Genomic DNA, 12,007 nt, shown 5'->3' with positions numbered 1-12,007 from the left:
GTACCTTATTCCGTGACTTTTACAGATTTCACACCCATATATTTTGCGAAGGCCTTATTATACCATATAGCCGAATCGGTGGAGAGTTCGTGCAAATGGTATTCCGGTGCTGTTATTATTTTCTCTGTTAGTTCTATATGCAGGTTTCCTTGCACCTTCTGCTGCAATACATAAGTATAGCGCTTCTCCCACTGCTCGTTGGCATAGCTCAACGCATTATATTGCTGATAGTATTTATAACCCAATATACCTATCAGCAATATCATACCTGATACTTTCAATACCTTGGCGGAAGGGCTTGCTATCCTGATATTGGCATATAGTATGCCGATAGCGATAATGGCAAAGGTGACGACGCCAAATAGTGCCCGGCTCGGGAACTGGGGCGATGCAATCATTACGGCAAAGGCGATATGGGCAGTGATAACGAAAACAGCCGATATAAAGAGTATCATCCGACGCTCTTCGCGTGTTGTTTGCTTACTTTTCAGCAATGCTACCAGCCCGATTATATAGATGGGGATTAACGGCAAGCCATAATATAGATAATGGTAGAACATGGTATACAGCCTGCTTATCAACGTATCTGCTATCGTGACAGGTTGGGCATTTGCGCTTGCAACCTCCATCCTGACATAATTTCCCGGAGCAGCTAAAAGCAATACGCATCCTATACTGAATCCTATAAGGCCTACAACAGCCCATCGGGGCAATTCCCCTCTCCTCCGGAAATAGAAACACATAAAGACAAGCATCAGAAGGACGGCCACAGCCATATTCTCATTCGTCCATCCGGCGAGAATCCCTCCGATAAAGAAGCCGATAGCAACCATGATGCCTTTGAGTTTATATCCGGGATTCCTAAAAAACAGGTAGTAAGGATATATAAACAGGAGAATAATCAGGGTTCCCCATAGATAGTTGGCACTGCCGGTTATCCACAGGATGGTGGCAGCAAAAGCCGGTTGGAAAAAGTATACAAGGAAGTAAATAAAGACAAATACGATGGGGCTGATGGGGTTATTATAATTCGAAATCCGGTATATCAGCCAGAGTAAGAGCGTGAAGGCTAAAGCATTCAGCGAATCGTGCATCCACGGTTTCAGCATCAACAGGAACTGTGCTATAAGGTGGACAACAAAGCGCCCGCCCCATGTGAAGTAGTGATTGTATTGTGAATCTATTATCTCCCGAATGCCTGTGATGCGCACCGGCGGGTCGCTCCTGAATATAAAGGTATAAACCCAGTCATCGGTGAAAATGGGAAATAGGGAGTTCAGCATAAACAGCGAAACGAAGCATGCAAACACACACAAATATAACACCCATTTACGGCTATTAGCAACTTCTGCTATGTACCTGTTTTTCATAGTATAACTCTTTCAATGAATCAATTTTGCACCTTACTTACCTGTCGCCATCTCCGTTTCAGCAGATAGGCGAAATAACTCCTGATTTCAGGAAGCAGAAACTCCGAGATGCCTACTTTCCCGAGGTATCTTCGATATATATTATTCCTCCGAAAAAGGTAACGCAATACATTAACAACAGGGATATGCATCTTGAGCGTAGCCCGGTAAGGCATAACTGTTTTCATGATAAACCGTTCTGCATGAGCATCCTCTTCGGATGGAATCATAAAATAGGGATTAAACCCAAGATAATCGGCACAAAAAGAATTAATATGGCATACAAACTTCTCTAATCCCAGTTCTGCTATCTGAGAAGATAACAGCTTGCTGTCGATATCATTTTTGTGCTTGCTAAAAAAGATCGTCCAGTCGCACAGTTGCCTGATGTTCATATCTAAACAGCAAAAATGCCTGAATGTGTGCCCAATAAAGTAAAGTGCTGCCACTTGCGGAGGTAATTGAAACACATTGTTCCAGTTCACCGACGGGTAAGCTCCTTCCGAAAGCATGCCCCGGAGGATATTCTCCATTTTCTGATACAAACGGCCTTCTCGTTGGAAATGCAAGGTTGTATCAAAAAACGTATGGTGGTTTTCGATGGGTATGCCATCTATAACAAAAGTCGTATGCTTGGGGATTTCGTTCTCCATTCTTACGCCCAGCGAAACAATCAGATCGTTAGCCTGTTCCGATTCTTCCGGCAAATAAATATCTATATCCCCACTCTCCCGCAGGTACGGAACAGGATATAGCTCGGATATGGTAACCCCTTTGATCAAGAGAAACTCGACATCCTTATCAGAAAACAGGTTCGACAGCTTCGTTATAATGGATTTATAATACTCATATCGCTCACTCCCTTTCAGGACATTTACGCACCAGCGCAGCTTCAACTGACGGGGTGGCTGCAATTTCGCAGGCAAATACTGCAAACCGCCATAGGATAAAAGCAGGACTCCCTGCCTTGACGAAAGGTCGAACAATCGTTCCCAATCTTTGCTCTGAGTATTAGCAAATACCGATAAACAGCAATCCTCGCTATTTTTATTGACATTCAGGCTTAGCCGAAGCAAGGTGAAGAATATATCTGTCATGCTTGTCATTGTAGTTCGATAAGTCTGTTCTGAACTAATGCATCAATCCAGGCCGCAGCATCTTTGAGGGCTAAATCTCTGTCTATGCCGAATTCTTCTATGATGGAAGTTGCCACCTGCTCCACCGTAAAATCCTTATTCTCATACAGATTCCACAAAAAAAGAGATGTTTGATTGAATGACATAATCTTGGTCGTATCCACACCGTATGTTCCTTGCAGGAGTATAATATTTTCACCTCCTACCGACTGTACTTTAAAGCCTTTTCTGATTCTCATCTTTTTTGATAAATAGTTAGCTAAAAGAGCTATAAAGGGCTATAAAGCCCCTTATAGCATAATTTAAGAATTAGTTATATATAGGTACGATCTTGTTATGATCGAAATTGAGGACATTCAGTCCTACCGGATTCAGGCGTTCGGCAGTAGCGCTACCTTGCAGTATCAACTGTGGATTACCTTTATAATAGAAACTTACAGTTGCAGTGTAGTCGAATTCGAGGTCTGTAGGAAGAGCAAATATAGGAATAGGGAACGAACCTAATTTTTTATATTCTTCCTTCAACTCGGCTATACTACGCTCTTCCATGTGCATGATGGTGCACATGTAGTCTGTCATCTCAGAATTACCGTTATTCACGATGCATTCGTTGATGTCTCCTACCTTGGAATCAACAGTAAGTCTATCCAATGCCAGTTCTATTGTTTTATAAAATGGCATCGAACCGTTGGCTTGTATTTCGAACCTTACTTCGTCGAATCTCTTAGCCAAATAATATCCATCTTCTTCCGTTCTCAACGAAACGCGGCCTTCGATCATCGACATTAATTGATAGAATTGTAACGGCTTATCTCCACTCGTATCATTCGCATCAAACTCGACCGGCATAGCCACCATCGGGCAATAAGAACCGAACATAGCTGAGTTATTCTCTATCCCATGTTCATCGATTTCAATATCCTTTCTCTCGATAAACAGCGACTGTCCGTTCAGAGAGACGATAGAGTTTTCGGGAGCATGATATGCCTTATACACTTGCGATCCTTGATTGGCGAGCAGCAATCCCGTAAATTTGGCAGACGCTTTCGCTGTTTCGTCGGCATAAGTAAATGGCTGAACTGTACCATTGGCATCGATGATGTTTACCACATCATTCACATCCCAGCTGGTCGTTCCTCCAGGCTCGATAATACTCTTTTCCAACACTTCGGATTTAGTACCGATTGTTACACTTACATACTTGTCCGGTACATTGTTCGGTTCATCACTTTGGCTACATGAACACAAGCCGGCCGACAAGGCCAGCAACGCAAATACTACTTTTTTCATCATTTTTTTTAATTTTTTTTTAAACAATCGTTCAACATCAGTTAAAAATGTCCCATTGTACTACCACCATCATTCGGGTCGAAATTGTTGGTCGTAAAATCATTCGCAGCGGCATTGATCTCGGTGCTTGCCGACATCGCAAATCCTTCTTCTACGTCTACTTCAATCACCTCGACGAGAGGAGAAACGTAGCTTTCCTTCATCTTTTCATTCTTTCTTTTCATTTTCATTCAGTTTTAATTATTACTAAAAAATCTAAGGATTTACACCAATGATGTGTAACATCACCGGTGAGTTCCCTATATCTACATGTTGTTCAGCTGCTTTTGCGGAAAGGTTGTCGCTTGTGTTAAAAGAGAGTTAGTATTTGCCCTTTTTCTTATAATAATCGACATATTCATAACTGTATCCATAACTGTAGCTCTCGCCCAGTCCTCCTGCCCCATAAATAGAAACTTTGTTATAATTGACGGCGTTCAGCATGAGCATTATGGAATCGATGCTTCCTTCGCGGATTACATTATTCAGTGTATCTATGATAGAGAATTTGGTATAGCCGGATCTGAGAATATACAAGGTAGAATCGACGTATTTGCTCATAATGAATCCACTGGAAACAACAAGAAACGGCGCAGAATCCACTATAATATAATCGTAGCGGGATCGTAGTTCATCTAACATTTCGCCTACCAAAGGGAGCGAAAGTAATTCGCTCGGATTGGGTGGTATGGGGCCGGCAGGGATGATATCTAAGTTCTCGGTATCCTTGTGTGGAATGATAATCTGGTCTACATCTTTTATCTCTCCGGCCAGATAACTGGATAATCCCATCTCATCATTGTCTATTTCCAGATATTTATTCAGAGCCGGTTTATGCAAATCCGAGCCTATCAGCAGAACCTTCTTCCCCAAATACGCCAATGATAAGGACATATTAATCGAAATAAAGCTTTTCCCTTCCCACGGGCCTGAAGAAGAAACCTGAAGAATCACTCCCCCCTGCTTTTTCTTGTCGATGCTGAGCCGCTCCAATTTGGAACGTAACATGCGGAAGCTTTCCGTGAGAGGATCGCGCCCTGTATGAGTTATTATCTTGGCTTTCATCGGTGATTTCCTGTTTTTCTCTGCCGACGGGATAGTACCTAACAAGGGGATATCCGTCCGTTCTACAATATCCTTTTCGAACATAATCTTCTCGCGAAATACATTCATCGCTACCACAATAGCTATCGGAATCATAAGGCCGATAAATAATGCAAACAGGTAAATCTCTTTCTTCTGGGATAGAACCGGGGAGTTCGACCCGAAGGCTTTGTCTACCACATAGGCGCGGTTGGATAAAGAGGATAATGTCAACAAAGCTTCTTCCCTTTTCTGTTGCAGAAGGATATAAAGGGGTTCTTTCACTTGTTGCAAGCGCGACATCCGCGTCAGAGCCAACTGTTTGGAAGGCATCGAAACCAATTCCCGTTGATTCTGATTTTGTTGTCTGGCAATGGATTGCAACTGGAGATTATAACCCGCTTCCAGATTTGTGATCGATTGCTTGATATTCTCTTTCAGCGAAAGCAGCAATTCATCCACAGCCTGCACTTTAGGATTATTCTCGCTCGATGCGGCTAATAGCCTGTTACGATCGATAACATACTGATTGTATTGGGAAATGGACGAGTTGAGCATCCCGTCAGTGATACCGATATTAACAGGTATAAGCTTATATTCCTTGCTCTGAAAAGATTTCTTGAGGCTCTCTAAAAGGTTGAGTTGTAATCTCAGGTTATTCAGCTGCTCTTTATATCCCTGATTGGTATTCACAACTATCTGCGACTTAGAGCCCAAATCGAGCAATTGGTTGGCAGTCTTGTATTCAGCATACGAGCCTTCCACCGCTTTCAGATCCTCTTCCAGTGTCGAAATACGCTCGTCCAAAAAGGCAATGGTATTCAGTATGCTCTGGCTATCATTCTCCTTGGACAAGATATTATATTCTTCGATCAAGGTATTCAGAATATCCTCTGCCCGCTTGGGATGCCCCTCTGTCAATGAGATAAGCAAGAGGTTCTCTTGTTGAGCCGAAGAAATTATATCCATCTTTCCTATCAACTGTCTCGCTGCCACTTCCAGACTCGACCGGGTAATACGCATTTGTCCATTCAGATCTGATGGGTTTATATTTCCCCTCACTTTCAGGCTGATAGTTCCCGAAGGTGTATCGATACTTTGTTCGAAATCCACTTTCCCGGCAGGTAAAGAGACGGGGTCGCCATTAATCAATAATGAATCGACAAACACGCCCTTCCCTCCAGAGAAGGTTATTTCCATATCGATATCAGCGTTTTCATATTTCTTCTCCTTCGGCGTAAACGAGAATACAACAGGAGTGTCTTTATATTGCTCTCTATCAACAAAGTTTCCCTTATTGAAATATCTTACATTGAAGCCTCCCTGTTCGACTACCTTACTCATCAGCTTAGCTGATTTCAGGACGAATATCTGGTTATCATTTCCCTTCTCTGTCCTTGTACCTAAGGTATTCGAAACCAACTGGTAATTGTCCGAATACTGGCTTTGCTGGTTCGTCAGCACAACCGTTATACTCTTTCTATACTCCGGTGTTGTATAATGCAAATACAAATAAGTACAGCCCACGCATATGATGATCGATGCCAGCAATACATACTTGATGCTCCATAAAATAGCACGTATTCTACGGAAATCTATTTTAGTTGTTTGCTCCTTCTTCAGAAACTCTCTATCTGTCATGTCTTTCAAAATATCTTATTAAATCATTTACAAATCAGATGCTTATAATCAAAGGCTGATAATTAAAGCAACTATTGATATTATCAACCCCAGCGAAGAGGTTATGATAGGGATAATGGAGGACTGGCTCGATCCGGTGAATGCGCGGGTCGACGTAGGGGTGACGTATAGTACGTCGTTCTGGCAGAGATAGAAATAAGGCGAAGAAAGAATCTCGGATTTGCGGAGGTCAATCTTTATATATTTATACTCGCCATCTATCTCCCTAATCAACATCACATTACTGCGCTTTGCATCAAAGGTGAGATCGCCTGCCATCCCCAAAGCTTGCAGGATGGTTGTCCGTTCGCTCTCTATGGTATAAGTGCCCGGCTTGCGGACTTCGCCCAATATGGTTATCTTATAATTTGCCAAGGATACGTTCACGGTTACATTCCTGATATCCCTGGATATATCGGCCGTAAGCTTGTCAGACAATTCCCGTAGCGTAAGCCCTTCGACCTGTATCTCTCCCAACACAGGCAGGTCGATAAAGCCTTCTATATCTACGATATAACTTTTCTTTTCGTTGTTGTACGGGGCAACAACATCTTTGTTCGGGCCGGAGACAACGATATTGAGCATATCGTCTTTCTTTATCTTCGGTTCATAATCCTGAAAGGCGGCAAGTTGTCCTATCTTTTCAAAATCCTGAAAATATGCGACATCCCGGTATGATGAACAGGAACTGAGTAAAAATGTGATAAATACTCCTACGAGTAATCTGAATGTGGTTTTCATAATCTAATCTGGTTTGTTTTATATTGGATTGTTATGCATTTTCTTAATTGCGAGACAACTCTTTCTATATCCTTATCTTTCAGCGAAGAACCCGAAGGCAGGCAAAGCCCTTCGTTAAAAAGCCTTTCGGATGTGCCATCCACGTAAGCAGGATATAGCTTGAATACGGGCTGCATGTGAAGAGGTTTCCACAAGAGGCGAGACTCGATATTGACCGAATCGAGGTATAAACGGATATCATCTGCTGTTATCCCCAACATTTTACTATCAATCGTAATACAAGTCAGCCAATAGTTAGAATGGAAGTTTGCATCCGGGCATTGCATGACGGATATCCCTTCGATGTCTGCTAATAGTTCGGAATACAAGGCATGAATCTCTCGCCTGCGAGCCAGATGGTGTCGCAAGACCTCCATCTGCCCCCGTCCTATCCCTGCGCAAATATTGCTCAACCGGTAATTATAGCCTACCTTCTCGTGATGATAGTATGGCCTGTCCTCCTTTGCCTGAGTGGCAAGGAAGATAGCCCGTTGTGCCTGTTCCGACCGTTTGCAGACAAGTGCACCACCTCCCGAGGTGGTTATGATCTTATTCCCATTGAAAGACAATATCCCAAACTCGCCGAATGTACCGCATTTAGTTCCGTTATATTCCGAACCCAGTGCTTCGGCAGCATCTTCTATGACGGGTATATTATATTTGGATGCAATAGCCAGAATCTCATCCATTTTAGCAGGTATGCCATAGAGGTGGACAAGAATAATCGCCTTAGGATATTTTCCTGTTCCCACTTTCCTGTCGATGATAGCCTTTTCCAGTAATTCGGGAGAGATATTCCATGTATCCTTTTCGCTATCCACGAATATAGGTATCGCCCCTTGATACATAATGGGATTGGCCGACGCCGAAAAGGTAAAAGACTGGCATATAACCTCATCGCCGGTTTCTACGCCTAATTGTATCAGCGCTAAATGCAAAGCTGCTGTTCCCGAGCTAAGGCCTACCACATGGCATCCTTCTCCCAGAAAACTTTCGAGATCCTTCTCGAATCCGTTAACATTAGGCCCCAACGGGGCAATCCAGTTCCTATCAAAAGCATCTTGGATATACTTTTGTTCGCTTCCGCCCATTTGGGCAATAGACAACCATATTCTTTCCGATTCCATCTATTTTATTATTTGTGCAGGTACACCTGCTACGGTTCTTCCTTGTTCGACATCATTTATCAACATCGCCTGTCCGCCTATCACGCTCCGGCTGTTTATCCTGACATTTTGTATCGAGCAACAGCCGATACCTAAGCTCACTTTCTCGTCTATCTTTGTAAACCCTGCCAGATTGACGCCGGGAGATAAGGTAGAGAAGCGCCCTATCCTATTGTTATGACCGACTGAACATCCGGCATTGATGGTTACAAAATCGCCTATCTCCGTCTCGAAATCGATTGTGCTATTGGGATATATCAATACACCGCAACCGATTTCCACGCCTTTTGATATCCAGCAAGCGGGTGAAATGAAATTGGGAAAGTCGATTCTGTAAGGCTTTAGCTTTTTCAGAATACACTCTTTGGCTTCGGGAGAGCTTACCGCTATAACCATACATAAATCAGCCGTTTTATTCGACTCTAAATAGTCTGTCCCCAATACCGGCAATCCGCAGAGGATTTGCCCGGCTTTATCAGGATCATCATCCATAAATCCGAGGATATTATACTCCCCACCGAACATATCGATGTTATAGGCTATAAACTTCCCGAGGTCTCCTGCTCCAAAAATGATCAGGTTTTTCATGCAATCTTCTTTTTGTGATTTATCTAATTTCCTCTTATCTGCCTGCAATAGACATCAAAAGGAATCATAGTCGTATTCTTGTCCGCATCTATTCCGTCACGGACGATAATTTTCCGTATAGTCATCCAAACGATTTTCATATCAGTTTTTAAGCTCACATGACGGACATACCAGCTATCGTGTTCGAATTTTTGTTCCCACGAAATAGCATTGCGACCGTTTACCTGTGCCCATCCGGTGATACCCGGTCTTACGGTATGGCGAATAGCCTGTTGAGGTGTATACAGCGGAAGATATTCGACCAATAACGGACGTGGCCCGATGAAACTCATCTGCCCGAGCAATACGTTTATCATCTGCGGCAATTCATCTACGGAAAGTGACCTCACCAACCGCCCTATGCGGTGCATCCTCTCGTAATCGGGCAATAATTTACCGTCCTTATCTCGTCTATCATTCATCGTCTTAAACTTGATAATGCGGAATATCCTCCCACCCTTACCCGGTCTTTTTTGAAGAAAAAAGGGAGAACCACCATTGACGGCAGCCAACAATATGGAAGTCAGGAACAACACAGGAGATAAGAGCAGAAGCCCTGTAATTGCTCCTACTATATCCAATATACGCTTGAAGAAATCAGGATACATCTTGATAAAATTCTAATAAGGCATTCCAGACCTGTTGTTGCGAAAATCTCTCGGCAATGTGTTTTCGGGCAATTGCGCCCATCTTTTTCCTCAAAGCAGGATTCTCAGCTAATAATTTCATCGCTTCATAGAGTTGATTGGGGTTGTGAGGTTCTATAAGCAATCCCGTCGCCCCGTGAATAATTATCTCGTTGCAACCGCAAATGTTTGTTGCTATGGCAGGAAGCCCCATAGCTCCGGCTTGAAGGAGGGTATTCGGGAATCCTTCCCTGTGCGAGGGGAATACAAAAACATCGGCATGGGCAAGATACGGGCGGATATCTTCTTTGAAACCGACATAGCGTACCTGTTTCCCTTGCCGAATCCATTGGTAACAACTCTCACTCAATGGATTAAGTTCCTGTTCGAACGGACCGACCAGTATCAATTCTGCATTATTCAACCGGGCGAAGGCTTCTTTCAGTTCTTCTATTCCTTTGTCGCGGACTATCCTGCCGACAAAAACAAAACGGGTGACAGTATCGGCCTGCTTTCTCTGCGCAGGCTTGAAATATTCCAAATCTATTCCATTGATATTGCCGTTAGCTAATACTTCCAACGGCTTCTTCGTAATGCGGCTATTTATCAACTCTGTCCTTACTCCCTCTCCTTCGGGGATAATATCTGTTGCCGAGATGCAAGTCAATCTGTCCATGAGTTTCAGCAGTTTGCACATATATCCTTTCCTCCACGGGAATATAAGTCCTGTAAAAGTGTGTATCCTTACCGGCACGCCTGCCACCCATGCCGCCAGCATGGAAAGCAATCCCGCTTTGGGTGTCAGGGAATGAACTATATCGGGCTTCTCTCTACGGAAAAGCTTGTATAAATCAATCAGCGATTTCAAATCTTTAATCAGTGATATTTTTCGTTCTATCCCGAGTTCAACAGTACGTATTCCTTCCCGTTCGGATATTTTACGGTGTATCTCCCTATCGGGCGATGCAACTCCTACAACTTCATAATAATTATTCAGAAATTGAAGTTGTCCGCGCAACAGCAAATCGAGCGAGATAGGCGAAGTAGCTACACGTATTACCTTTTTCATCTGGCGATAAATACTAAGTAGAAAGTATATAAATAAGCGATTATTACCATGTACCCAATCTTCATCTGCTGATTATCCCAGAACTTTTTCATAAAGAAAGGATAAGCAAGTATTAATGGGATTAGGAACCATGATATTTGAGCAAAACGGTTGGAAAAACTCGCTCTGATCACTATAATCCAAAAGGCGTTAGTCATCAGGTAGATATTAAACAGCCAGATATAGAACTTGTCTGTATATTCTTTTTTCAGAACGAAATAGCTCCCTGTTACAACGGGAACTGCGCTATACAGCAGGAAATCCCATCTGAAGCCTGTATGGCTAAAAACACTGCGGGTATTATTACCTTCGATATAGCTTGCAAAACGATCGTCTCCGAACAAACCGCTACCGGCAATGAAATTTGCAACTGTATTACCGGCAATGAGTGAAACAAGAATACTCCCTATCCAAATAGCTAAATATATCTTAGCGTCTTTCAGGAAGTAAGCCAATCCTGCCGCTGCTATTATCAGGTACATGGATTTATGGATTCCGACACTCAAAGCTGCCAATAGCAGCATGACAATAATATTTTTCCTGAAAGTCAGGGCAAGGATAATTATCGATGCCGCCATCCCGTTACGTATTCCATTCACCCCATAACTCCAAAAGGTAAACATAGCCATGGCTATGATAAAGGGTATAAAGAAATCTTCCTTGAAAATCCGCTTGAATGCCCAATACAATGTTCCCGTATATATTGCCGCACAGAACAAAAAGAACAGATGAATATCGCTGTACTTGGCAAACCAAAACATGATTGTATTGAATACCCATTCTCCATCACCCAATATGCGGAAGTGGCTGGTATCCATCTGCAGCCTGTAAAACGATTCGGCATAGTTTACTGTATCTCCGAAAACGGATGAAACCGGGCGTAGCCCCATGTATAGGATAACAAAGACAATAACAACATATCCTATTACATTATTTGTAACTCTCGTTTCGGGCTTGAAAAGGTTGCCGGAGAAACTCTGCAATACAGCATAGATAACCAGTGCAAATACCAGAAAATTAAAAACATCCGTATATATATGAGTCGGGATATAATCTATCATAT

At 42.8% G+C, this 12,007-nt stretch carries 12 protein-coding genes; all 12 read right to left on the bottom strand.

Translation table 11 applies throughout. The annotated features are described in order from the left end of the window. Positions 1-5: 5 nt before the first annotated feature. The 12 genes from D0T66_RS03400 to D0T66_RS03345 all read right to left on the bottom strand — a co-directional run bounded on the left by D0T66_RS03400 (position 6) and on the right by D0T66_RS03345 (position 12,005). Positions 6-1,370 carry a DUF6056 family protein gene (locus D0T66_RS03400; RefSeq protein ID WP_163355618.1) on the bottom strand — a complete coding sequence of 455 codons (1,365 nt, stop codon included), beginning with the start codon at positions 1,368-1,370 and terminating at the stop codon, positions 6-8. Positions 1,371-1,390: 20 nt separating this feature from the next. After that, positions 1,391-2,506, bottom strand: a complete 1,116-nt coding sequence (locus tag D0T66_RS03395) for a nucleotidyltransferase family protein (protein ID WP_163355616.1) — start codon at positions 2,504-2,506, stop codon at positions 1,391-1,393. Positions 2,507-2,511: 5 nt separating this feature from the next. Next, positions 2,512-2,784 carry a PqqD family protein gene (locus D0T66_RS03390; protein WP_163355614.1) on the bottom strand — a complete coding sequence of 91 codons (273 nt, stop codon included), beginning with the start codon at positions 2,782-2,784 and terminating at the stop codon, positions 2,512-2,514. Positions 2,785-2,854: 70 nt separating this feature from the next. Next, a complete protein-coding gene (locus D0T66_RS03385; protein WP_163355612.1) occupies positions 2,855-3,838 on the bottom strand; it encodes a hypothetical protein in 984 nt (327 codons plus the stop codon). 38 nt (positions 3,839-3,876) lie between these two features. Then, complete coding sequence (locus tag D0T66_RS03380; RefSeq protein WP_163355554.1) at positions 3,877-4,059, bottom strand: hypothetical protein; 183 nt, start codon at positions 4,057-4,059, stop codon at positions 3,877-3,879. Between the two features lie 136 nt (positions 4,060-4,195). Continuing rightward, entirely contained in the window at positions 4,196-6,598 is a 2,403-nt protein-coding gene (locus tag D0T66_RS03375) for a polysaccharide biosynthesis tyrosine autokinase (protein ID WP_163355610.1), read from the bottom strand. Positions 6,599-6,646: 48 nt separating this feature from the next. Further along, a complete protein-coding gene (locus tag D0T66_RS03370) occupies positions 6,647-7,378 on the bottom strand; it encodes a polysaccharide biosynthesis/export family protein (RefSeq protein ID WP_163355608.1) in 732 nt (243 codons plus the stop codon). Then, positions 7,375-8,544, bottom strand: coding sequence for a DegT/DnrJ/EryC1/StrS aminotransferase family protein (locus D0T66_RS03365; protein ID WP_163355606.1), 1,170 nt, complete (start codon positions 8,542-8,544; stop codon positions 7,375-7,377). The genes D0T66_RS03370 and D0T66_RS03365 overlap by 4 nt, the downstream gene beginning before the upstream one ends. Then, positions 8,545-9,171, bottom strand: a complete 627-nt coding sequence (locus tag D0T66_RS03360; protein ID WP_163355604.1) for an acetyltransferase — start codon at positions 9,169-9,171, stop codon at positions 8,545-8,547. It lies immediately after the preceding gene. A gap of 23 nt (positions 9,172-9,194) precedes the next feature. Then, positions 9,195-9,818 (bottom strand): sugar transferase, encoded by a 624-nt coding sequence (locus D0T66_RS03355; protein WP_163355602.1) that lies wholly within the window; start codon positions 9,816-9,818, stop codon positions 9,195-9,197. Next, entirely contained in the window at positions 9,808-10,905 is a 1,098-nt protein-coding gene (locus D0T66_RS03350) for a glycosyltransferase family 4 protein (RefSeq protein WP_163355600.1), read from the bottom strand. Before D0T66_RS03350 ends, D0T66_RS03355 begins: the two co-directional genes overlap by 11 nt. Continuing rightward, on the bottom strand, positions 10,902-12,005 hold the full coding sequence (locus D0T66_RS03345; RefSeq protein WP_163355598.1) for an EpsG family protein: 1,104 nt from the start codon (positions 12,003-12,005) through the stop codon (positions 10,902-10,904). The genes D0T66_RS03350 and D0T66_RS03345 overlap by 4 nt, the downstream gene beginning before the upstream one ends. Positions 12,006-12,007 lie beyond the last annotated feature (2 nt).

This window comes from Dysgonomonas sp. 25 (assembly GCF_010501075.1).
Taxonomy (GTDB): domain Bacteria; phylum Bacteroidota; class Bacteroidia; order Bacteroidales; family Dysgonomonadaceae; genus Dysgonomonas.
This window is presented reverse-complemented; position numbering and strand designations above follow the sequence as displayed.